The following is a 20,651-nucleotide window of genomic DNA, read 5'->3' as shown; positions in this document are numbered from 1 at the left end:
AACGCATGGTTGCTCTTGCGGATGGGCGCGGCTAGGCAAGGCACATGCGGATTGTCCGGGACTATCAGTTTGTGGATGCCGCCGACCGTGGGGCTTCGGTGGCAATCGGGAATTTCGACGGGGTGCATGTTGGCCACCAGTCGGTGATCGACCTTGCGCGGGCGGCGGAACCGGAAGCACCTTTGGGCATTCTCACCTTTGAGCCGCATCCGCGCAGTTACTTTGCGCCGGACGCGCCAGATTTCCGTTTGATGGGGCCTGCGGCACGTGCAAGCCGATTGGAGAAGCTGGGGGTTGCCCGGCTTTATGAGTTGCCGTTCAACGCGGAACTGGCCGGTCTGACGCCGCGTGCCTTTGCGCATGACGTTCTGGCGCAGGGGCTTGGGTTGCGCCATGTGGTTGTGGGGGCTGATTTCTGTTTTGGGAAAGGCCGCGCCGGGACGGCGGCGGACTTGCAGAGCTTTGGCGATGAGATGGGCTTTGGCGTGACCATTGCGCCATTGCTGGAGCGGTCGGACAAGACCGTTTCCTCCACCGCGATCCGTCAGGCCCTGAGCGATGGCAAGCCACAGGATGCAGCGGCGATGCTGGGGCACTGGCACCGGATCGAAGGACCGGTGATTGGTGGTGAACAGCGCGGGCGCAAGCTGGGCTATCCGACCGCGAACATGTCGGTGGATGGTCTGCACCTGCCCGCCTTCGGGGTGTATGCGGTTCTGTTTGACGTGCTGGACGGACCCCATGCCGGGTCCTATCACGGCGTCGCATCACTGGGCGTGCGCCCGATGTTTGGTGTGAACACGCCAAATCTGGAAACCTTTGTCTTTGATTTTTCCGGCGATCTTTATGGTGCTGCTGTCTCTGTCGCGCTGGTGGCACATTTGCGGGGCGAAGAGCATTTTGCGTCCGTCGACACATTGATCGAACAAATGGATCGGGACAGCGCCGCTGCGCGGCGCATTCTGGCGGAGCTATGAACGACCCGATTGACCGCAAGGGCCTGCCTGCGCGCTTTTGGGACAAAAAGCGGCTGGACCAGATGACCCCCGCCGAATGGGAAGCGCTGTGCGACGGCTGTGGCAAATGCTGCCTGAACAAGCTGGAGGACGAGGACAGCGGCGAGGTCGCATTGACCCGCGTGGCGTGCCGGTTGCTGGACGATGCCACATGCCGTTGCGCCCAATACGACATTCGCCACCAGTTTGTGCCCGATTGCATTGTGCTGAAACCATCCACCATCGCAGAACACATGTATTGGCTGCCGCAGACCTGTGCCTACCGGTTGCTGCATCTGGGCAAGGCATTGCCGGAGTGGCATCCGCTGATTTCCGGCGATCCGGAGACGGTGCACCGTGCTGCTGTGTCGATGCGGAACCGTACGGTCAGTGAGTTCGACGTGGCTGACGACGATTGGGAAGATCACATTATCGAAGAGCCGATGGGCGACTAACCTGTCAGGCCGAGGAACGTGCGGACAGGTGCTGCGGTAGCTTCGGGATCGGTGACGGGCGCCATATGGCCAACCTGCGCCACAGTGGTTTCGGTCGCGCAGGGCAGGCGCAGGGCGATGGCGTGGTTCACCTTGGTCGCCCATGGCGACAGCGCGCCGCGCATCAACAGGATCGGCAGATGCGCGTGATCCATCCGCCCCGGACCGAGCAGGTTGGCGCTGTCGTGGATCAAGGATGGTGTGCTGTGGTGCACAAACCCGATCCGGTCGGACATGTAGGTGCGCGCTTTGGCAGGCAGGCGGTCCCACGTACCGGCACCACCCCATTGGCGGTTGAAAATGCGCGCGGCGTCTTCCAACCGGCCCTCGGCATAGGCCGTCGCGCGGGCCCAGTCGAAAGATGTGTATTCCGCAGCAAATGCCGGGTCATCCACGCAGGCGGCTGCAAAGAAGACCGGTTCGAACAGCACCGCACGCCGCAATCGCCCGGGTGTTTCGACCGCAAGGCGCAAGGCCACAGTCGCGCCGAAAGAATGGCCAATCACGTCGATGGGGCCATCGCCGATCTCGTCCATCACCTGTCGGGCCATTGCCGTGGCGGCGTCGTGTATGTCGCCCGTCCCGTCCCAATCGCCCGACTGCCCGTGATTTGGCAGATCGAAAGCGTGCAACGTGACCTCTGGCCCGAGCGCTCTGGCCAGCCCCCGCCATGCGCCGGAATGGGCCAGTGAACAGTGAATGGCGAGGATGGGATGCGCACCGGACCCGAAGGTCCGGCGGTGGACATGTGGCGTCACAAACGACCCGCGAGGTGGGCGTCGAGGTCTTCGATCTTGTCCTGTCCCCAAAACCGCTGGTCACCGTCCACGATGTAGAACGGCGCACCAAACACACCTGCGTTCACGGCCTCTTCGAGGTTGGCGGCATAGGTTTCCGCCCCGCTCAGCAGCCCGCTGTCCGCCAGACCGGGGTCAAATCCGGCTTCGGAGAGGCACGCCTTGACCACGTCATCCTGTGCAATGTCCCTGTCTTCGGCCCAAACGGCGCGCAGCACGCTGTGTACCAGCGCGCCCAGATCGCCGCCCCCCGCAGATTGTGCCGCGATAATCGCGTAGGAGGACGGTGCCGCATTGGTGGGCCAGTGCGCAGGTTTGAGGTTGAACGGCAGGTCATGTTTCTTTGCCTGCCGCACCAGTTCCTGCGCACGGTATTCGATGCGGTTCGGGTGTCGATCCTTGGGTGGGGTCCCGCCCGTCCGACCAAACAGAGCAATCACATCCAGCGGTTTGTAGGTGACGGAGGCCCCATGCTTTTGGGCCACATCCTCGAACCGTTTCCCGGCAAGGTAGGTGTACGGGGATAACGTAGCGAAATAGTAGTCGATATGGGCCATTTTGGTCTCCGGTTGCGGGGTCTTTTGTTTCGCGGGACGGTACGCCCGTGCTAAGCGAAGTCAACATCACGAATCTGTCACAATAACTGCTGCCGCGGGGGACATGAGATGCCGAATATCGAGGAACCAAAACTGATATCGGGCAATGCCAACCTGCCACTGGCGCAGGCGATTGCCCGGCGCATGACGATGCACCGGGGCGTGCATACCGGTCTGGTGGATGCGCGGGTCGAACGGTTCAATGACGGTGAGATTTTCGTCGAAGTGTTCGAGAATGTGCGCGGTGAGGACATGTTCATCATCCAGCCGACGTCGAACCCCGCGAATGACAACCTGATGGAATTGCTGATCATGTGCGATGCGCTGCGGCGGTCGTCGGCGGCACGTATAACGGCTGTGATCCCCTATTTCGGCTATGCGCGGCAAGACCGGCGGACCAAAGCGCGCACTCCGATCTCGTCCAAGCTGGTGGCAAACATGCTGGTGGGTGCGGGGATCGAGCGGGTGCTGACCATGGACCTGCACGCGGCACAGATTCAAGGCTTTTTCGATATTCCGGTGGACAACCTCTATGCCTCGCCCGTCTTTGCGCTGGACATCAAATCTCAATTTGCGGGCCGCATGGACGACCTGATGATTGTGTCGCCCGACGTGGGCGGCGTGGCCCGTGCGCGCGAACTGGCCAAGCGGCTGGGCGCGCCCTTGTCGATCGTGGACAAGCGCCGCGAAAAAGCGGGCGAAGTGGCCGAGATGACGGTGATCGGCGACGTGACCGACAAGGTCTGTCTGATTATCGACGATATGGTCGATACCGCGGGCACGCTGTGCAAGGCCGCCGAAGTGCTGATGGAGAACGGCGCCAAAGAGGTGCATTCCTACATTTCGCACGGCGTCATGTCCGGGCCTGCGGTCGAACGTGTGACCAAGTCGGTGATGAAATCGCTGGTGATCACCGACACAATCCAGCCGACAGATGCGGTCAAGGCAGCGCCAAATATCCGTATCGTGCCTGTGGCCCCGATCTTTGCCCAGGCGATCCTGAACATCTGGCACGGCACGTCGGTATCGTCCCTGTTTGAGGCCGACACACTCAGCCCGATCTATGACGGGATGTACGCGGCGGAGTGACCCTCAGACCACGTGCGGTCGCAGCGCCTCGACCTCCGGTCGATAGGGTGTGGCACCGGGCGGCAAATCGTAGACGATCACGGCATCCTTGTAGCGCAGCTGTCTGACCATCACCGGCACGAGCCGCCGAAATGCCGCGGCAATGGACGGTTCGGGCGCGGGCACATCCTGCGCGATCAGCCTGTGTAATGTGGGCAGGTGATAGTAGGGCACCATGGTGAACATGTGGTGTTCCACATGGTAGTTCATATTCAGGTAGATAAAGCGGCTGATCGGATTCATCAGCACCGTGCGGGTGTTCAGCCGGTGGTCCGTCACATTCTCGGCCAAGCCCAGATGTTGCAGCACCCCCGTCATCACCCGGTGCCACGCGCCGTAAAATGCCGGCAACCCGATCACCATCAACGGCAGGATCGACCCCATCGCGACCGCCAACACGATCGTCGCACCATGAATGACGAGCGCGACGCGCGACGCCATTGTGATCTTGCCCATATCGTCCATGCGCACGTATTCGGCCTCGTCCGGGTGCAGGCGGCCTCCTGCGTGAAGGAACATGCGCCGGATCATGTGGTAGTTGTCGATCAGGCCAAAGACGTTCAGCACGAGCTTGGCCAGATCAGGCGGACGCATTGCTTGGATCTCCGGGTCTCGTCCGACAATGATCGTATCAGTGTGGTGGCGCACATGGCTCGCCTGCCAGACGTACGGATTGCGGAACAGCATGAAGCTGGCGATGTGGTAGATGACGCGGTTCATCCACTCGGTCCTGAACGCGGTCTTGTGCCCGCATTCGTGCCAGCGTGCGTCCGACCCTGAGCCGTACATAACCCCATAAACAAACCAGAACGGGGCCGACCACCAAGATGGCCAGAGCGCAATCGCAATTGCTACGCTCACCACCATGATCCCCAGCCACAGCAGCGCATCGCGGCCCGCGATGGCGTCGGATTTCTGCATGAGCGCACGTATCTGATCCGGGTCCACTTTGGGGCGGAACCAAGAAGGATTGGAGAGCTTGGGCGTGCCCTCGACCAATGAGTAATCACGTCGCATATCCGCACGCTAGCGGGCGCGGTGCGGGCCGGTCAATTGCCTTTGGATCACGCCGCAGCTTCGACCGTCAAGACGTCCAGCCCGTATTCCAGACAGCATTCTGCGTGGGCGGCTTCCATCTCGGCGTAATCGGGATGATCGGGGCCTAGGTTGTGCGTCTGCCACCAGTCCTGCGCCAGATCAAAGAACTCGGTCGATCCGTCTTCGTAGCGGATAAAGCGGTACTTGCCTTTGCGCACGCCTGCATTGTCCCGCAGGATTGTGGGCACGGCGCGATCAGGCGCGCGGCCCCATTCGCACAAGGGCCGCAACGACCGACCTACTGAGTTTTCAAGCGGGGGCAGACCTGCGTAATCCATGACCGTCGGGCCGATGTCGATCAGGCCCACAGGGTCCGTAACCACATGTGCCACAGGCCGCGCGGGGTCGTGGACGATCAGCGGCACGTTCGCCACCTGCTCCCACAGGGTGTGTTTGCGGAACCGGTTGCGTTCGCCCAAATGCATCCCGTGATCGGAGGCGATGATCACCACCGTGTTGTCCGCGTGATCCGACGCCTTCAGCGCGTCCCAAACCCGACCCAGATGGTAATCTGCATGGCTAAGGGCCGAGAAGTAGTTGCGCACCGACTTGCGCCAGATGTTCACGCGGGTCGGGTCGAAATTCTCGGTCCAGTGTTGATCGAGATAGGGGTGGCCGGCGATACCGTCGCCCCATGCATCGGGCATCCGAAACTTGTCCGCCTCGTACATATCCTTGAACCGGCGCGGCGTGATCCATGGTCCATGCGGGCCGTAGAAGCCGACCTCGCGGTAGAAGGGCTGTGTGCCGTCCTGCGCCTTGAGGAACTGGATCGCGGATTTCGACGCCTGAAAGTCATAGAACCGCCGGTCATATGCGTCACTGATCGTTGCCTTGCCCCCGCGAAATCCACCGAATTCCATACTGATCGCAGGCGGAACCTTCCAATCCACGCGAAAGAATTTGGGCTCATCAGAGTAGATCACGGAATGGATGTCATCCACGATGGGCGGAAAGCCCTGCATGACTTTGCCACCGGACGAGTTGAAATAACCGTTCTGTTTCAAAAGGTACGGCCACATCTCCTGTGGGGGGATCTTTTCAAAGATTTCCTTGTAGGGGGTGGTCAGCCCGCTTTGATGCGGCGCTTTGCCGGACATGAAACAGGCGCGCGACGGGCTGCACACTGGGGCCTGCGTATAGGCGGCGTGGAACGCTGTGGATTGTGCGCAGATGCGGTCCAGGTTCGGTGTCTGTAGGGCCTGACCGAACACCGTCTTGTACTTCCAAAACGCCACCGCATCATCGAAAGTGATCAGCATGATGTTGCGGCCAGAGGGTGTGTGCACAGTCATCGCATCGTCCTAAGCTGCCGCGCGTGATCTACCAAGATCAAAACCGTACTCGGCGCAGCAGGCCGCGTGCGCCGCTTTGGCATCTGCGTAATCCGGGTGCGACGTTCCCAATTCCGAAGTCTGCCACCAATCCCGCCCAATGTCATAAAATTCGGTCGATCCGTCTTCGTAGCGGATAAAGCGATACCGGCCCATGCGCATGGCTGCATTGTCGCCCCGCACGGTCAAAATCGCACGGTCAGGGACACGATCCCCTTCGCATTGGGGGCGCAGCGAGCGGCCCACACAATCTGGCAAGGGTGGCAGCCCGGCGTAGTCCATGACCGTTGGGCCGATATCAAGCAAGGCCACCGGATCACTGACCACATGGCCGACCGGCTGCGCCGGGTCGTGCACGATCATGGGCACATTGGCCACCTGCTCCCACAGGGTGTGTTTTCGGAACCGGTTGCGTTCGCCCAGATGCAAGCCGTGATCCGACGCGATAACAACCACCGTGTTGTCGGCGTGCCGTGACGCCTTCAGCGCATCCCAGACGCGGCCCAGATGATAGTCCACGTGACTGATCGCAGAGAAATAGTTGCGTACACTCTTGCGCCAATAGGCCAATGGCTTGTCTTCGAAGTTTTCCTCGGACACCGCATCGAAAAACGGGCTTTTGGCGAAACCGTCTTTCCACGCCTGCGGCACCTCAAAGTCGTCTTCGTTATACATATCCTTGAAGCGGCGTGGTGTGATCCACGGCCCATGCGGTCCGTAAAACCCGACCTCACGGTAGAATGGCGCGTCGCCGTCATAGGCGTTCAGGAACTTGATCGCGGACCGCGAGGACTGAAAATCGTAATAGCGCTTGTCGTGCTTTGGATCGTCCGTCGCCCGGCCACCCCGGAACCCACCCAACGCGGTGCTGATGTCGTCGGGCACTTTCCAGTCCTTGCGAAAGGTCTTGGGCGCGTCGCAATAGAGCACGTCGTGAATACGATCTTCCAACGGCACATATCCAAGGATAATTTTGCCGCCCGACGACGTGTAATAGCCGTTCTTCTTTAACTGATGCGGCCACATCCGTTCCGGCGGGATCAGTTTGAACATGTCCACTTTGGGCAATGTCATGCCCGATTGGTGCGGTGTCTGGCCAGATATGAACGAGGCGCGGGACGGGCTACAAATCGGTGACTGGCAATAGGCCGCATGAAACGCGGTCGACTGCGCACAAATACGGTCGAGGTTCGGCGTTTGTAGCGATGCGCCAAAGATATTCCGGTACTTCCAGAACGCCACCGCATCATCGAACGTGATGAGCATGATGTTTCTGCCCGTGGCCGTCTGGTCCATGCCTGCCTCGTCTGTCCCGGACGGCACTGCGCCCGGTTCGTGTCTGGTCTGCCGCGTTTTTTCTACAGACTAAGCCTTTGCCCGATATCGAACAAGCGTGATGCGATTTTGGCCAAGACTAGTCCCCTGCACCCACGCTGCGGGCAGTAAGGGGTGGACAGCCCCGCACGCTTGGTCAAGATTTCACGCAAAGCATAAGGGAGTTTCCACATGAAGACCGTCTTAACCGCCGCGATTTTTTCCGCCCTCGCCGGGGCAGCGCTGGCCGACGGGCACTGCGCCGCTGGCAAGACCCTGACCGACGGCACGCTGACCATCGCCACCGGCAACCCGGCCTATTACCCTTGGGTCATCGACGACGCCCCCGAAAGCGGCCAAGGGTTCGAGGCCGCCGTAGCCTATGCGCTGGCCGAAGAAATGGGCTTTGCCGCCGATGCGGTCACATGGGTGCGCACGTCATTTGACGAGGCGATCCAACCCGGTGCCAAGAATTTTGACATCAACATGCAGCAATATTCGATCACCGAGGAACGTGACAAAGTGGTCGATTTTTCCGCCCCCTACTACACCGCGCCGCAGGCCGTTCTGACCACCGAGACGGTCATGGCCGCGGGTGGCACATCGCCCACCATGGATTTTCTCAAAGAGCTGAAATGGGGTGTCGTCGCCTCTACCACGGCGCTGCCGGTTGTGATGGAACAGATCCAGCCAAATCAAAGCCCGCTGGTCTACGATGACAACGTCAACGTCACTGCGGCCATCCAAGCGGGTCAGATCGATGCCGCGCTTTTTGATCTTCCGACCGCGCTTTACCTGTCGGCGGTTGTGGTTGAAGGCGGCGCTATTCTTGGCCAGTTCGATCCCAATGCCGCCGAAGACCCGGATCAATTCGGCGCATTGATGCCCGAGGGCTCCGCGCTCAAGGCATGTGTTGATGCCGCACTTGCCGTCATGACTGAAAACGGCCGGTTGGCTGAGATCGAGGCGCAGTGGCTGCAAGAAGCGACAGGCGTGCCCCTGATCAAGTGAGCAGACGCGCCGCCTACGAGGCCCGGCAACGCCGCCGGGCCAACATGATCGCAGGTCTCAGCACGGCAATTGTCGTGGTACTCGTTGTGGTGCTGGTGCCGCTGGCACCCGGTTGGGACGCGGTCAAACGGTCGTTTTTTGACGCTGAGACCTTCGTAAACACCTTCCCGACGCTCCTGCGGGCTTTCCTGCTGGACGTGGCCATTTTTGCTTGGTCGGTGCCCATGATTTTTGCGCTTGGCCTCGCCATCGCATTGGCGCGTGGGGCGCAATCCGCAGCGCTCTTTCCGCTGCGCATCTTTGGCGCGGTGTATGTGGACCTTTTTCGTGGCATTCCCGTTGTGCTGCTGGTGTATCTCGTCGGATTTGGCGTACCGGGCCTCGGCCTGCCGCGGCCCTGGAACTCACCCTACATCTGGGGCACGGTGGCGCTGGTGCTGACCTATTCGGCCTACGTGGCCGAAGTGCTGCGGTCCGGCATCGAAAGCATCCACGCCAGCCAACGCAACGCGGCCATCTGCCTTGGCCTCAGCAGCCGCGACACAATGCGCTACGTGATCCTGCCACAAGCCATTCGCCGCGTTGTGCCCGCCAACATGAACATGCTTGTGGCCCTGCAAAAAGACGTGGCGCTGCTCAGCTTTATCGGGCCGGTCGAAATCCTGCGGCAGGCGGGCATCTTCAAAAGCCTGCTGGCGAATTTCACCCCTTATGTGGTGGCCGCCGTGATCTTCCTCTGCGTGACCGTGCCTGCGACGCGCTATGCCGATTATCTGCTGAACAAGGACCGCAATGCCAGATCCTAAGCTCTCCTTGCGCGGCGTGGAAAAGAGCTTTGGCGAGGCCCATGTGCTGCGCGGCATTGACCTCAACATCGGCGCCGGGGAACTGGTCTGCCTGATCGGCGCGTCCGGATCGGGGAAATCCACACTGCTGCGTTGCATGAACGGGTTGGAGCCGGTGGACGATGGCGCGGTCTTGCTTGACGGCGTGGACATCGCAGAACCGGGGTTCGATCTGGGGCCCATACGCCAACGCATTGGCATCGTCTTTCAAAGCTTTAACCTTTTCCCCCATATGAGCGCCTATGAAAACGTCGCACTCGCCCCGCGCCGCGTGCTGCAAGAAACGGACACAGCCCGTCCGCGGATCGAGGCACTGTTCCAGCGTTTTGGCCTCGCCGATCACATCAACAAGTATCCCGACCAACTCAGCGGTGGCCAGCAACAGCGCGTCGCGGTGATCCGGGCGCTTGCCATGCGCCCGGAAACCCTGCTTCTGGACGAAATCACCTCTGCCCTTGATCCGGAACTGGTCGGCGAGGTGCTTGATGTCCTGCGCCAGTTGCGCAACGATGGCATGACCATGGTGCTCGCCACCCACGAGATGAGCTTTGCCCGTGACGTGGCTGATCGCGTGGTCTTTATGGATCAGGGCGTGATCGCCGAGGAAGGCGCGCCCGAAGATATCTTCTCAAACCCCAAGCGAGACCGGACGCGCAGGTTTCTGGCCAGCGTACTGCGCTAGTCCCCGTCTCTGTCCCCCAAAAATCCTCCCCGAAGGGCCGATACACTGGGCAGAGCCTCCGCGTCAGTAAAGATCCCACTCATCCGTTTGCCGCAACTCGCCCATGGCGAGCCATGCCATGCGCACCCGCGCCACGCGGGTGTCACCCCACGTGCGAAATACCAGATCGAACCCGTCCTTCGTGATTGTTTCGGCGGCTACGTCCGCGCGCATGGCGGTCTCGTTGTCCACATCCCACATCGAGATCGACACATGTACCATGGGCACATCGCGGAACGGTTCGGAAAACGCGACCCTTCTGCGGCGCTCTCGCTGCCCGCGTCCGGTCCACATCTCGCCGCCATCCTCAAAATCCGAAAACAGCACCGTATCACCCTGATCGATGCCTACCAAATGATTGCGCAGTCGCTTCATGCCAAAAACGTATTTTTTCCCCAGTTTCACCGAAGTATCATGTCCAGCCAACAATGGGAGTCCCCATTTATGGGGCAACAGCAGACAACAAAAAACCCCGCCAAAGCGGGGTTCCTGTAGGGACTTATCTAGACAGGGTCAGAGGCTTGGCTGTTTCGGGCTCAAACCGATCTCACCACCCATGGCAACCATGTCAGCGAGCAGCTTGGCCGCGTCATCCACGTTGCCGCCGTCCTTGGCTCGGTTATAGCTGTCCTGCGCATCGTCCATCATCGCGTCCAGCTGATCCTGGGTCATATCACCCTTGGCCACAGCCTGTTCAGCCAGAACGGACACGCCCTGCGAGCCGATCTCAGCGAAACCGCCGGTCACCACATATTCGTGGCTCGTGCCACCACTTTCGACCTTGAGCACGCCGGGACGCAGGGTCGTAATCGTGGGGGCGTGGTCGGACATGACGGTCATGTCACCGTCAGCACCCGGTATCTGCACGGATGTTGCGTCCATGGAGGCGAGGCTGCGCTCGGGCGAAACCAGATCAAATTGCATGTCGTTCTCCTCTTAGGGGCGGCGGGCTGAAGCCCGCCCTACGCCCGGAGATTGAGATGTAGGGCGGGCTTAAGCCCGCCTTACGTTCAGGCTGCGTCCGCGGCCATCTTCTCGGCTTTGGCGATCACCTCATCGATGCCACCCACCATGTAGAAAGCGCCTTCGGGCAGGTGGTCGTATTCTCCAGCTACAACCGCCTTGAACGAGGCAATCGTGTCTTCGAGAGGCACCTGCACACCGTCAGAGCCGGTGAACACTTTGGCCACGTCGAAGGGCTGCGACAGGAAGCGCTGGATTTTCCGGGCACGGGCCACGGTCAGCTTGTCCTCTTCCGACAGTTCGTCCATCCCGAGGATGGCGATGATGTCTTGCAGCGACTTATAGCGTTGCAGGATCTGCTGCACGTCAGAGGCCACTTTGTAGTGCTCTTCACCCACGATCTGCGGGTCCATCAGGCGCGACGAGCTGTCGAGCGGGTCCACGGCGGGGTAGATGCCAAGCTCGGAGATCGCGCGAGACAGAACGGTTGTCGCGTCAAGGTGCGCAAAGGTTGTCGCAGGCGCGGGGTCGGTCAGGTCGTCCGCAGGCACATACACAGCCTGGATCGAGGTGATGGACCCAGATTTGGTCGACGTGATCCGTTCCTGCATCTGGCCCATATCTGTCGCCAGCGTCGGCTGATAGCCCACCGCCGAAGGGATACGACCCAGCAGAGCCGACACTTCGGAACCCGCTTGGGTAAAGCGGAAGATGTTGTCCACAAAGAACAGAACGTCGGTGCCGGACGCATCGCGGAACTGTTCCGCCAGCGTCAGGCCGGTCAGAGCCACACGAGCACGCGCACCTGGAGGTTCGTTCATCTGACCATAAACCAGCGCCACCTGAGAATCCTCAAGGTTGTCGGGCTTGATCACGTTGGATTCGATCATCTCGTGATAGAGGTCGTTGCCCTCGCGGGTCCGCTCCCCCACACCGGCGAACACGGAATAGCCCGAGTGCACCTTGGCGATGTTGTTGATCAGTTCCATGATCAGAACGGTCTTGCCCACGCCAGCACCACCGAAGAGGCCGATTTTACCGCCTTTCGCATAAGGCGCCAGCAGGTCCACAACCTTGATCCCGGTCACGAGGATTTCTGATTCTGTCGACTGTTCGGCAAATTCCGGCGCGTCCTGGTGGATGGCGCGTTTTTCTTCGGCCTCGACCGGGCCACCTTCGTCAACAGGCTCGCCCACGACGTTCAGGATACGGCCAAGTGTCTTGGGGCCGACAGGCACCATGATCGGGCCACCTGTGTCGGTCACGTCCTGACCGCGCACCAGACCTTCGGAACTGTCCATCGCGATGCAGCGCACGGTATTCTCACCAAGGTGCTGCGCCACTTCCAGAACCAGCTTGTTGCCGTTGTTGTCAGTTTCCAGAGCGTTCAAAATCTCTGGCAGGTGGTCATCGAACTGCACGTCGCAGACGGCCCCGATGACTTGTGTGATTTTGCCTTTAGCGTTTGCCATTATCTCGTCTCCGGGTGTCTTACAGCGCTTCCGCGCCGGAAATGATTTCAATCAGCTCGTTGGTGATCACGGCCTGACGCGAGCGGTTGAACTCGATGGTCAGCTTGTCGATCATCTCGCCCGCGTTGCGGGTCGCGTTGTCCATTGCGCTCATGCGCGCGCCCTGTTCGGATGCGCCGTTTTCAAGCAGTCCAGCGAAGATCGCCGTGGCCACGCCACGCGGCAGAAGATCGGCAAGGATCGCCTCTTCGTCCGGCTCGTAGTCATAAAGCGTATCGGGCGCTTCGTAGTCTTCTGGCACCTCGAACGGGATCACCTGTTGCGCGGTCGGGATCTGCGTCACAACGTTCTGGAACTTCGAATAGAAGATCGTCGCCACGTCGAACTCACCCGCGTCAAAGCGCCCAAGGACATCCTTGGCCACATTCTGCGCATCCGCATAACCCACGTTCTTCACCTCGGTCATGTCCACATGACCGACGAAATGATCGCCAAAGTCGCGCTTCAATTGATCACGGCCTTTTTTGCCGACAGTGAGGATTTTTACCGTCTTGCCAGCGGCCACCAGCTGTTGAGCCTTTGTGCGCGCCAGCTTGGCGATGTTGGTATTGAAACCACCGCACAGGCCACGCTCGGCTGTCATCACCACCAGAAGGTGGGTCTGGTCAGAACCGGTGCCCGACAACAGCTTGGGCGCGCTGTCGGATCCGGCCGCCGCCGAGGCGAGCCCGGCCATCACGGCATTAAAACGCTCGGTATAGGGCCGTGCGTTTTCGGCAGCCTCTTGCGCCCGCCGCAGTTTTGCGGCGGCCACCATTTGCATGGCCTTGGTGATCTTGCGAGTCGATTTGACCGACGCGATCCTGTTTTTCAGGTCCTTGAGATTGGGCATGTCCCGATCTCCTTACGCGAAGGTCGACGCGAACTCGTCGAGGACCGCCTTCATCTTGTCGACGTTTTCACCCGACTTGAACTTGGGGTCTTCGTCGGCGATCCACTTGAGGAAGTCAGCTTTTTGCGACCGCAGGAATGCCAGCAGACCGGCTTCGAACTTGCCCACGTCGCTGACGGGGATGTTGTCGAGATAGCCGTTTGTACCTGCAAAAATCACGCAGACGATCTCGGCATTGGTCAGTGGCGAATACTGCGCCTGCTTCATCAGTTCGGTCAGACGCGCACCGCGGTTCAGCAACTGCTGGGTGGCGGCATCAAGGTCGGAACCGAACTGCGCAAAGGCGGCCATTTCGCGGTACTGAGCCAGCGACAGTTTCACCGGGCCGGCGACGGACGACATCGCGTCGGTCTGAGCGGACGAACCCACACGAGACACCGAAAGACCGGTGTTCACGGCAGGACGGATGCCCTGATAGAACAATTCCGTCTCAAGGAAGATCTGGCCGTCGGTGATCGAAATCACGTTGGTCGGGATAAAGGCCGACACGTCGCCGCCCTGCGTCTCAATGATCGGCAGCGCGGTCAGCGAACCGGCACCGTTGTCTTCGTTCAGCTTGGCCGAACGTTCCAGCAGGCGCGAGTGGAGGTAGAACACGTCGCCGGGATAGGCTTCGCGGCCCGGCGGGCGGCGCAGCAGCAGGGACATCTGACGATAGGCCACGGCCTGCTTGGACAAGTCATCGTAGATGATCAGCGCGTGGCGACCATTGTCACGGAAGAATTCGGCCATCGCGGTCGCGGCGTAGGGTGCCAGAAATTGCATCGGCGCAGGGTCGGACGCGGTGGCAGCCACAACGATCGAGTAGTCAATCGCGCCACTCTCTTCGAGCTTTTTCACCAGCTGCGCCACGGTGGAACGCTTTTGGCCAACGGCGACGTAGATGCAGTAGAGCTTCTTGCTCTCATCATCGCCCGCGGCGTCGTTATAGGATTTCTGGTTCAGGATCGCGTCCAGCGCCACAGCAGTTTTGCCGGTCTGACGGTCACCAATGATCAGCTCGCGCTGGCCACGGCCAATCGGGATCATCGCGTCCACAGCCTTCAGGCCGGTTGCCATCGGTTCGTGCACCGATTTACGCGGGATGATGCCCGGGGCTTTGACGTCCGCAACCGAACGAGTCACGTCTTCGATGGGGCCTTTGCCATCCAGCGGGTTGCCCAGACCATCCACAACGCGGCCCAGCAGGCCGTTGCCCGCAGGCACGTCCACGATGGAGTTGGTGCGCTTGACGGTGTCGCCTTCCTTGATGTCCCGGTCGGAGCCGAAGATCACCACGCCGACGTTGTCGTTTTCGAGGTTCAGGGCCATCCCCATGATGCCGCCGGGGAATTCGACCATCTCACCGGCCTGAACATTGTCGAGGCCGTAGACGCGGGCGATACCGTCACCCACCGACAACACGCGGCCCACTTCGGCCACTTCTGCTTCCTGACCAAAGTTCTTGATCTGGTCTTTCAGGATCGCAGAAATCTCTGCTGCTTGGATACCCATTTATCCGACCTCTTTCATTGCATTCTGGAGGGAGGCGAGCCGCGAGCGGATCGACGTGTCGATCATCTTCGAGCCCACTTTAACGATCAAACCGCCGATGAGGCTTTCATCGACGGAAGCTGTGATGGAAACGTCCTTGCCCATGCGAGCCTTGAGCGTTTTGGCAAGTTTGTCCGACTGCGCCTTGGTCAGCGCCTTGGCTGATGTCACCTCTGCGGTCACTTCGCCCTTGTCTTCGGCAATGATGGCGCGGAGCGCTTGCAGCAGTTGCGGTACAACAAACAAACGACGTTTGTCGGCCATCAGGGCCAGCGTGTTTGTCATCAGCGCGCTGAGCCCGGCCTTTTTGGCAATCGCCGTGATCGCGGCGGCCTGCTCTTCGCGGCTGTAGACCGGCGAGTGGATCAGCGCGTTCAGGTCACCGCTGTCGGCCAGTGCGGCGCTCAGCGTGTCAATGTCCCCTTCGAGGGTCCCCACGGCCTTGTCGTCTTTGGCAAGATCATAGACCGCTGTTGCATAGCGGGCCGCGATGCCAGTTGAGATCGAAGCTGGTTCGGACACGTCCACCCTTTCGATGTCTTGGCCCCGGTAGGTCATCACATAGAGTGATCCGGGGGCGTTGGTACGCCGCAGATGAGCCAACGGCGTCAAAATCAGGGGGGATGTAGCAGAGGGTTTGCCACCCCGCAACATGTGTTCGTGATCAGGAAATTAGTGTGTTTCCTTGTTTTTTCAGCACCTTAGCAAAAGTGCGACCGTTTGGCCCGTCCGAATTGTAAGGAATTCGTCACAAAACACCCTCTTTGACGCGCGATTCCTGCCCTCAAGGCTGTGATTGTTGTGGCCATAACGCGACCGATGGCCAAGGAGCGTTGGCTCGGATCGGCCTGTTGTTCCGCTTTGGCGCCATGTGGCAGCGTAAAACAGGGTGACCCCGGACTGGAACGGGCACACAACGTGCACCCTTTGACGACTGTGATCGCGGTGGTCGGCCGTGAGATGAGCCGGGGCACCGAAGACTTGGTGGTCGATAACGGCCCCGATACGTCACCCGATCCCACTGGGAAACCGCGCTGACGGACCAGTACGGCTTCAATGTCCTGAGAGCAGGCGATGATCATCTCTCCTAAGACGACGATGGCACCATAAACGTACCCCCCAGAGACTTCTGCACTGACCCTATGCGTGCGCGCGTGGGGCGGATTGGACATTGAGCTGAACCTGCCACCCGGTATCAGCCTGCCAATCGATAATAGCCTTCCGCCCCGCAATAGAGTGCTGCCCACATCAACAAGTGTCTTCGACAGCGAATTCGGCGTTACGCCGACCACTTCGACAGGCTCACGCGATGGACCTGACGGGCCACAATCCGTTCAGGTCCTTCACCCCCGCCGTGATCAGTTCCGCCAGCACTGAGTCGTCCACACGCGCCAGCCGAGTGATGTAAAGACAGCTCTTACCCTTGGAATGCGGGCCTAACCGGTCGAGGATCGGACCGAAGTCGGTATAGCCGGGCATAATGTAGACGCTGATCTTGGCCTTGCGGGGGGCAAATCCGGTGGCCATCCACGTACCGGTGCGTCCCGACGCATAGGTATAATCGTAAGCGCCATATCCCACGATGCCGCCGGTCCAGACCTGCGGGGCAAAGCCTGTGGCACCGCGAAAAAGGGCGTCCAGCCTGCGCGCCTCATCTTGGCGGGCCTCAGGCACTGTTTCGGCAACCCACTGGCTGAACGGTGTATCCAGTACTTTGGTTTTCGGCTCCGCCATGCCCCCTCGCGCGAAAATGAACAGATGCGACCGCAGCTTTGCACGTGACTGTGCGTCAGGCGCGCTATGTCTTAGATATCTGACAGGAAGGATAACACCGATGTCCCACGCTCCCAAATTTTCACGCCGCGCGGCTTTGGCCGGGGCTGCCGCCCTGCCCTTTGCTGCCTCCGCCGTCACCGCAGGTGCCCCGATGCTCGGGGCGTCCCAGCCACCTTTCAAGCGCGTGAAGCTTGGCGGATTCGAGGTCACGAACCTGCTGGCGGGCACAGCCGTGCGCGAAGACCCGCAGTCGATCTTTGGCATGAATGTCGACAAGACCACGTTCGAAGAAGTGTCAAACGCCAACAACCTGCCGCTGAACGCAGCGCAGTTCTTCTTCACCCCGGTCGTTGTCAACACCGGCGCCGAACTGATCCTGTTCGACACCGGTCTGAACCCTGCGGGCACGGTTGGCGCGCTCGAGGCTGCGGGATACACTGCAGATCAGGTCGACAAAGTGGTGATCACCCACATGCACGGCGACCATATCGGCGGGCTGCAAACCGATGGCACGCCCACTTTTGGCAATGCCCAGCACTACGCGGGTGCTGTCGAGATGAACCACTGGGCCGCCGCCGGGAATGAACGCTTCGACGGCATCGTCAGGCCGCTGATGGACCAATTCACAATGGTGGATGACGGGGCAGGCATTGCCTCCGGTGTTACCAGCATGGCCGCTTTTGGGCATACCCCCGGCCACATGGTCTACATGCTGGAAAGCGATGGTGCGCAACTGATGTTGGGTGCGGATTTCGCGAACCACTTTGTCTGGTCGCTGGGCTACCCGGATTGGGAGGTGCGGTTCGATATGGACAAGGCCGCCGCCGCAGCCACCCGCAAGACCCTGCTCGATATGATGGCCACGGACGCTGTGCCGTTCTCCAGCTATCATATGCCGTGGCCTGCCTTTGGCTATGTGGAACGGGCGGATGCAGGCTACCGATATGTTCCGCACAGCTATCAGCTGACGCTCTGAGGGGCCGTGACGACCCCACCAGCGCGGCGGCCATTGCCGCGCTGGCGCAAGACGCCGTGGACGGGCTGCCAGAGCCCTTTCGCACCCATGCCCGCGCCGTGATCATTCAGGTGGTCGATTGGCCGCCCGGCGACGTGCTGGCCGATCTTGGCATCAATGATCCACTGGATCTCACAGGCCTTTATGACGGCATCCCCCTGACACAAAAAAGCGTCGCAGACCCCGCGCCATACCCTGACACCGTTTGGCTGTATCGCGCGCCGATCCTAGACGAACTGCGCGACAGGCCGGGCGTGACACTGGCGCAACTCGTGACACATGTCGTCGTGCATGAATTTGCGCACCACTTTGGCTGGTCAGACGAGGATATCGCCACGATTGACCGGTGGTGGGAATGACATTCAGCGGCGGCCCGGCCTCTGGTCCCGCGCAATGGCCGCGGACTGAAACGCCTTGGCGGCTGCGACGATCCTGTCCAGGTCTGCGTCCAGCACTTCGCCCGGCACAATAATGTGCCAGTTGCCCGACAGTGGCAGACGCAGGTTGAACCGTCACATCAACCGGCGTTGACGTCGGCGCACCTCATCGCGGTCAAAAAGTTCAATGCCCAGCGATCCACTGCCCCTTTCCATACGGTCAAAGCGCAAGATGTCGGTCCAGTTGAGCGTGCGCACGTAGTACCCCGACACCCCATGCCGGTCGATCCGCAAAGCGACGGGGCGGCCACGCGCCATGGCAAGGCTCATCGTGCCAAAGACGACCAGCAACAGACCAATCACCAGAAAGAAATTGAAGAATAGATGGATATACGTGCCGTAGACTTAGACGGCGGCACATAAGCCCACCAGAAACAGCCCCAGACCGATGGACATCCGTGCCGAGCCGCGCAGTTTCGCGGGCATCACGTGCAGGATCAGCGGCTCCGGCAGCCTTGTGGTCAAGATGGATCACGCCATCGGTTGACGATGGGATAGCGGCGGTCGAGCCAGAAGGCGCTTGAGGTTAGCCGCGCACCCGGTGCGGACTGGAAACGCTTGTATTCACTGAGGTAGATCAACCGTTCGATCTTGCGCGCCGTATCGGCGTCGTATCCCGCCGCAACACAATCCGCGATGGACCCGTCATCATCCACGAGGATTTGTAGCAGGGCGTCCAATTCGGGATAGTCAGGCAGGCTGTCGCTGTCCTTTTGATCCTCGCGCAACTCCGCACTTGGAGGCTTGGAGATGATGCGTTCCGGGATCACTTCGCCAGCGTTGCCCAGCATCCAGTCGCGGTGATTGGCATTGCGCCAGCGGCAGGTTTCGAACACGCGGGTCTTGTAGAGGTCCTTGATCGGATTGTAGCCGCCCGCCATGTCGCCGTAGATCGTCGCATAACCCACAGCGACCTCGGATTTGTTGCCGGTGGTCAGCAGCATCTCGCCAAACTTGTTGGACAGCGCCATGAGCAACAGGCCGCGGATGCGGCTTTGGATGTTTTCCTCGGTCAGTCCCTCTTCGGTCCCCTCGAACAGCGGCGCCAGCGTAGACGTCACAGCCGCACGGGTGTCGGAAATCGGCACATAGTCATAGCGGCAACCCAGCGCCTTCGCGCAGGCCTCCGCATCTTCCAGACTGTCGGGCGACGTGTATTCCGATGGCAGCATCACGCAGCGCACATTTTCGGGGCCCAGCGCGTCAGCGGCGATGGTCGCGGTCAGCGCGCTGTCCACCCCACCCGACATGCCCAGCAACACCTGACGGAACCCCGTCTTGGCGCAATAGTCGCGCAAGGCGGTCACCATGACCCGGTAATCCTGTTCCCATGCGTCGGGATGCGCCGAGATTTCACCTTCGACGATGCGCCAGCCTTCGGGCGTGCGGATCAGATCCACATGGGACATCGCCTCATCAAAGACGGGCAGTTGCAACGCGAGCTTGCCGCCGGGGTTCAGCGCAAAGCTGCCGCCGTCAAACACCTGATCGTCCTGCCCCCCGATCATGTTCAGATAAATCGCGGGCAGGCCGGTTTCGACCACGCGACTGACGATATGGTTCAGCCGCACCTCAAGTTTGTCGCGGTGGTAAGGTGAGCCGTTGGGGATCAGCAGGAATTCTGCGCCCGTCTCTTCCAGCGTTTCGGCCACATCCGGATACCACGCATCCTCGCAAATGGGTGAGCCGACACGGGTATTGCCAACGGAATACGGCCCACCCAATGGCCCGGCATCGAAAATCCGCACTTCATCAAAGACCGTGTCGTTGGGCAGATGGTGTTTCAGCACCCGGCTGGCAATCTGACCGCCTTTGCAGATCAGATAGGCATTGAACAGTTCAGCGCCTTCGGCCCATGGGCACCCGATGGCCAATGCAGGGCCGTCGGCGCAATCCGTAGCAAGGTCCTGTGCCGCCTGCATCGCAGCGGCGTGAAAGGCCGGTTTCATCACCAGATCCTGTGCATTGTAGCCCGACACGAACATCTCGGGCAGCGCGACGAGGTCAGCGCCTGCGTCCCGTCCCGCTTCCCATGCGCGGCGCGCCTTGGCGATATTGCCGGGGATGTCGCCCACCACCGGATTCATCTGGGCAATCGTGATACGGAATGTGTCAGCCATGTCGGCACTCCTGCTTGCGGGCCGTGATGTAGCAGAATGCGCCGGGGAGG

22 protein-coding genes are annotated in these 20,651 nt (G+C 60.5%); 8 read left to right on the top strand and 14 right to left on the bottom strand.

Going from position 1 to position 20,651, the window contains the following annotated elements; all coding sequences use genetic code 11:
• The first annotated feature begins 44 nt into the window (after positions 1–44).
• On the top strand, positions 45–977 hold the full coding sequence (locus tag Q1A85_RS05380; RefSeq protein WP_299686151.1) for a bifunctional riboflavin kinase/FAD synthetase: 933 nt from the start codon (positions 45–47) through the stop codon (positions 975–977).
• Positions 974–1,450, top strand: coding sequence for a YcgN family cysteine cluster protein (locus Q1A85_RS05375; protein ID WP_299686149.1), 477 nt, complete (start codon positions 974–976; stop codon positions 1,448–1,450). Before Q1A85_RS05380 ends, Q1A85_RS05375 begins: the two co-directional genes overlap by 4 nt.
• On the opposite strand, the gene Q1A85_RS05370 is transcribed toward Q1A85_RS05375, so the two are convergent.
• Together Q1A85_RS05370 and Q1A85_RS05365 are read right to left on the bottom strand one after the other, a co-directional pair.
• On the bottom strand, positions 1,447–2,247 hold the full coding sequence (locus Q1A85_RS05370) for an alpha/beta fold hydrolase (protein ID WP_299686147.1): 801 nt from the start codon (positions 2,245–2,247) through the stop codon (positions 1,447–1,449). The genes Q1A85_RS05375 and Q1A85_RS05370 overlap by 4 nt on opposite strands.
• Positions 2,244–2,843 carry a 2-hydroxychromene-2-carboxylate isomerase gene (locus Q1A85_RS05365; protein WP_299686145.1) on the bottom strand — a complete coding sequence of 200 codons (600 nt, stop codon included), beginning with the start codon at positions 2,841–2,843 and terminating at the stop codon, positions 2,244–2,246. Before Q1A85_RS05365 ends, Q1A85_RS05370 begins: the two co-directional genes overlap by 4 nt.
• 108 nt (positions 2,844–2,951) lie before the next feature.
• Between Q1A85_RS05365 and Q1A85_RS05360 the strand changes: the two genes are divergently transcribed.
• The gene (locus Q1A85_RS05360; RefSeq protein WP_299686143.1) at positions 2,952–3,971 is read left to right on the top strand and encodes a ribose-phosphate pyrophosphokinase; all 1,020 of its coding nucleotides are present in this window, start codon (positions 2,952–2,954) and stop codon (positions 3,969–3,971) included.
• A gap of 3 nt (positions 3,972–3,974) precedes the next feature.
• On the opposite strand, the gene Q1A85_RS05355 is transcribed toward Q1A85_RS05360, so the two are convergent.
• The 3 genes from Q1A85_RS05355 to Q1A85_RS05345 are packed head-to-tail and all read right to left on the bottom strand — an operon-like array spanning position 3,975 to position 7,708.
• Positions 3,975–5,027: a fatty acid desaturase gene (locus Q1A85_RS05355; RefSeq protein ID WP_299686141.1), complete on the bottom strand. Its 1,053-nt coding sequence runs from the start codon at positions 5,025–5,027 to the stop codon at positions 3,975–3,977.
• A 47-nt stretch (positions 5,028–5,074) separates the two neighbouring features.
• Entirely contained in the window at positions 5,075–6,403 is a 1,329-nt protein-coding gene (locus Q1A85_RS05350) for a sulfatase-like hydrolase/transferase (RefSeq protein WP_299686139.1), read from the bottom strand.
• Between the two features lie 9 nt (positions 6,404–6,412).
• Entirely contained in the window at positions 6,413–7,708 is a 1,296-nt protein-coding gene (locus tag Q1A85_RS05345; RefSeq protein WP_299686137.1) for a sulfatase-like hydrolase/transferase, read from the bottom strand.
• A 240-nt stretch (positions 7,709–7,948) separates the two neighbouring features.
• Between Q1A85_RS05345 and Q1A85_RS05340 the strand changes: the two genes are divergently transcribed.
• From Q1A85_RS05340 to Q1A85_RS05330, 3 genes are read left to right on the top strand one after another with little or no spacing between them, the layout of a single operon-like run.
• The gene (locus tag Q1A85_RS05340) at positions 7,949–8,767 is read left to right on the top strand and encodes an ABC transporter substrate-binding protein (RefSeq protein ID WP_299686135.1); all 819 of its coding nucleotides are present in this window, start codon (positions 7,949–7,951) and stop codon (positions 8,765–8,767) included.
• A complete protein-coding gene (locus Q1A85_RS05335; protein ID WP_299686133.1) occupies positions 8,764–9,573 on the top strand; it encodes an amino acid ABC transporter permease in 810 nt (269 codons plus the stop codon). Before Q1A85_RS05340 ends, Q1A85_RS05335 begins: the two co-directional genes overlap by 4 nt.
• Positions 9,560–10,294 carry an amino acid ABC transporter ATP-binding protein gene (locus Q1A85_RS05330; protein ID WP_299686131.1) on the top strand — a complete coding sequence of 245 codons (735 nt, stop codon included), beginning with the start codon at positions 9,560–9,562 and terminating at the stop codon, positions 10,292–10,294. The genes Q1A85_RS05335 and Q1A85_RS05330 overlap by 14 nt, the downstream gene beginning before the upstream one ends.
• A 63-nt stretch (positions 10,295–10,357) precedes the next feature.
• Here the strand turns inward: Q1A85_RS05330 and Q1A85_RS05325 are convergent, their stop codons facing one another.
• From Q1A85_RS05325 to Q1A85_RS05295, 7 genes are all read right to left on the bottom strand, one after another.
• The gene (locus Q1A85_RS05325; RefSeq protein ID WP_299686352.1) at positions 10,358–10,708 is read right to left on the bottom strand and encodes an H-type lectin domain-containing protein; all 351 of its coding nucleotides are present in this window, start codon (positions 10,706–10,708) and stop codon (positions 10,358–10,360) included.
• A 138-nt stretch (positions 10,709–10,846) separates the two neighbouring features.
• Entirely contained in the window at positions 10,847–11,257 is a 411-nt protein-coding gene (locus tag Q1A85_RS05320) for a F0F1 ATP synthase subunit epsilon (protein WP_299686129.1), read from the bottom strand.
• Positions 11,258–11,343: 86 nt separating this feature from the next.
• Positions 11,344–12,768: a F0F1 ATP synthase subunit beta gene (atpD, locus tag Q1A85_RS05315; RefSeq protein WP_299686127.1), complete on the bottom strand. Its 1,425-nt coding sequence runs from the start codon at positions 12,766–12,768 to the stop codon at positions 11,344–11,346.
• 19 nt (positions 12,769–12,787) lie between these two features.
• On the bottom strand, positions 12,788–13,660 hold the full coding sequence (locus Q1A85_RS05310) for a F0F1 ATP synthase subunit gamma (RefSeq protein ID WP_299686125.1): 873 nt from the start codon (positions 13,658–13,660) through the stop codon (positions 12,788–12,790).
• Between the two features lie 12 nt (positions 13,661–13,672).
• Positions 13,673–15,214, bottom strand: a complete 1,542-nt coding sequence (gene atpA, locus Q1A85_RS05305; protein WP_299686122.1) for a F0F1 ATP synthase subunit alpha — start codon at positions 15,212–15,214, stop codon at positions 13,673–13,675.
• A complete protein-coding gene (locus Q1A85_RS05300) occupies positions 15,215–15,775 on the bottom strand; it encodes a F0F1 ATP synthase subunit delta (RefSeq protein WP_299686350.1) in 561 nt (186 codons plus the stop codon).
• Between the two features lie 780 nt (positions 15,776–16,555).
• Positions 16,556–16,987 (bottom strand): DUF1801 domain-containing protein, encoded by a 432-nt coding sequence (locus tag Q1A85_RS05295; RefSeq protein WP_299686119.1) that lies wholly within the window; start codon positions 16,985–16,987, stop codon positions 16,556–16,558.
• A 100-nt stretch (positions 16,988–17,087) separates the two neighbouring features.
• Here Q1A85_RS05295 and Q1A85_RS05290 point away from each other — a divergent pair, with 100 nt between their 5' ends.
• Positions 17,088–18,005 (top strand): MBL fold metallo-hydrolase, encoded by a 918-nt coding sequence (locus tag Q1A85_RS05290; protein ID WP_299686117.1) that lies wholly within the window; start codon positions 17,088–17,090, stop codon positions 18,003–18,005.
• Between the two features lie 56 nt (positions 18,006–18,061).
• Positions 18,062–18,403, top strand: a complete 342-nt coding sequence (locus tag Q1A85_RS05285) for a metallopeptidase family protein (protein ID WP_299686113.1) — start codon at positions 18,062–18,064, stop codon at positions 18,401–18,403.
• A gap of 153 nt (positions 18,404–18,556) precedes the next feature.
• Here the strand turns inward: Q1A85_RS05285 and Q1A85_RS05280 are convergent, their stop codons facing one another.
• On the bottom strand, positions 18,557–18,784 hold the full coding sequence (locus Q1A85_RS05280) for a hypothetical protein (protein ID WP_299686109.1): 228 nt from the start codon (positions 18,782–18,784) through the stop codon (positions 18,557–18,559).
• A gap of 158 nt (positions 18,785–18,942) precedes the next feature.
• The gene (locus Q1A85_RS05275) at positions 18,943–20,601 is read right to left on the bottom strand and encodes an NAD+ synthase (protein WP_299686106.1); all 1,659 of its coding nucleotides are present in this window, start codon (positions 20,599–20,601) and stop codon (positions 18,943–18,945) included.
• Between the last annotated feature and the right edge of the window lie 50 nt (positions 20,602–20,651).

Source organism: uncultured Tateyamaria sp. (genome assembly GCF_947503385.1).
GTDB lineage: Bacteria > Pseudomonadota > Alphaproteobacteria > Rhodobacterales > Rhodobacteraceae > Tateyamaria.
This window is presented reverse-complemented; position numbering and strand designations above follow the sequence as displayed.

Bases quoted from the DNA above. Each gene is read 5' to 3' on its own strand.
- Q1A85_RS05325 (WP_299686352.1), bottom strand. From the start codon at position 10,708: ATGAAGCGACTGCGCAATCATTTGGTAGGCATCGATCAGGGTGATACG.
- Q1A85_RS05375 (WP_299686149.1), top strand. From the start codon at position 974: ATGAACGACCCGATTGACCGCAAGGGCCTGCCTGCGCGCTTTTGGGAC.
- atpA (WP_299686122.1), bottom strand. From the start codon at position 15,214: ATGGGTATCCAAGCAGCAGAGATTTCTGCGATCCTGAAAGACCAGATC.
- Q1A85_RS05380 (WP_299686151.1), top strand. From the start codon at position 45: ATGCGGATTGTCCGGGACTATCAGTTTGTGGATGCCGCCGACCGTGGG.
- atpD (WP_299686127.1), bottom strand. From the start codon at position 12,768: ATGGCAAACGCTAAAGGCAAAATCACACAAGTCATCGGGGCCGTCTGC.
- Q1A85_RS05355 (WP_299686141.1), bottom strand. From the start codon at position 5,027: ATGCGACGTGATTACTCATTGGTCGAGGGCACGCCCAAGCTCTCCAAT.
- Q1A85_RS05275 (WP_299686106.1), bottom strand. From the start codon at position 20,601: ATGGCTGACACATTCCGTATCACGATTGCCCAGATGAATCCGGTGGTG.
- Q1A85_RS05340 (WP_299686135.1), top strand. From the start codon at position 7,949: ATGAAGACCGTCTTAACCGCCGCGATTTTTTCCGCCCTCGCCGGGGCA.
- Q1A85_RS05320 (WP_299686129.1), bottom strand. From the start codon at position 11,257: ATGCAATTTGATCTGGTTTCGCCCGAGCGCAGCCTCGCCTCCATGGAC.
- Q1A85_RS05350 (WP_299686139.1), bottom strand. From the start codon at position 6,403: ATGACTGTGCACACACCCTCTGGCCGCAACATCATGCTGATCACTTTC.
- Q1A85_RS05345 (WP_299686137.1), bottom strand. From the start codon at position 7,708: ATGCTCATCACGTTCGATGATGCGGTGGCGTTCTGGAAGTACCGGAAT.
- Q1A85_RS05310 (WP_299686125.1), bottom strand. From the start codon at position 13,660: ATGCCCAATCTCAAGGACCTGAAAAACAGGATCGCGTCGGTCAAATCG.
- Q1A85_RS05330 (WP_299686131.1), top strand. From the start codon at position 9,560: ATGCCAGATCCTAAGCTCTCCTTGCGCGGCGTGGAAAAGAGCTTTGGC.
- Q1A85_RS05290 (WP_299686117.1), top strand. From the start codon at position 17,088: ATGTCCCACGCTCCCAAATTTTCACGCCGCGCGGCTTTGGCCGGGGCT.
- Q1A85_RS05295 (WP_299686119.1), bottom strand. From the start codon at position 16,987: ATGGCGGAGCCGAAAACCAAAGTACTGGATACACCGTTCAGCCAGTGG.
- Q1A85_RS05365 (WP_299686145.1), bottom strand. From the start codon at position 2,843: ATGGCCCATATCGACTACTATTTCGCTACGTTATCCCCGTACACCTAC.
- Q1A85_RS05360 (WP_299686143.1), top strand. From the start codon at position 2,952: ATGCCGAATATCGAGGAACCAAAACTGATATCGGGCAATGCCAACCTG.